At 70.6% G+C, this 618-nt stretch carries 1 protein-coding gene; it reads left to right on the top strand.

Features of this window, described 5'->3' with window-relative positions; all coding sequences use genetic code 11:
* Positions 1–157: 157 nt before the first annotated feature.
* The coding region (locus KUM32_RS37760; protein WP_217146344.1) for a TetR/AcrR family transcriptional regulator at positions 158–618 on the top strand (461 nt) is incomplete at its 3' end.

Consider the following 618-nt stretch of genomic DNA (forward strand, 5'->3'; position numbering starts at 1 on the left):
GCGTCACGGAGGGCCGTGTCAGTCAGATTCACACGAAGTCCGTGCTCCAGTTGCGTGCGAAACTGGCCGACGTCGGGCGCTGAATCGTCCCTCCTCCGTCGTGGTGCGCGGCGCACGTACGTAAAGTGGAGGAGTGCCCAGGATTCGAGCGGCCTCGGTGGCCGAGCACCGGACGATGCAGCGCGGCGCCCTGCTGGACGCCGCCCGTACCTTGCTGTCTGAAGGCGGTACCGACGCGCTGACGTTCCCCGCCCTCGCGGAGCGGACGGGGCTCGCCAGGTCGTCCGTCTACGAGTATTTCCGGTCGCGGGCCGCCGTGGTCGAAGAGCTGTGTGCCGTGGACTTCCCCGTGTGGGCGGCCGAGGTCGAGGCCGCCATGGAGCGAGCCGACACCGCCGAGGCCAAGATCGAGGCGTACGTCCGACAACAGTTGGCGCTGGTGGGCGACCGACGTCACCGGGCCGTGGTGGCGATCTCCGCGGGGGAGCTGGACGCGGGGGCGCGGGAGAAGATCCGGGCCGCGCACGGTGGGCTGATCGCCATGGTGGTCGAGGCGCTGGGCGCGCTCGGTCACGAGGAGCCCCGGCTGACCGCGATGCTGTTGCAGGGCGTGGTCGA

This window comes from Streptomyces sp. AC627_RSS907 (assembly GCF_019049165.1).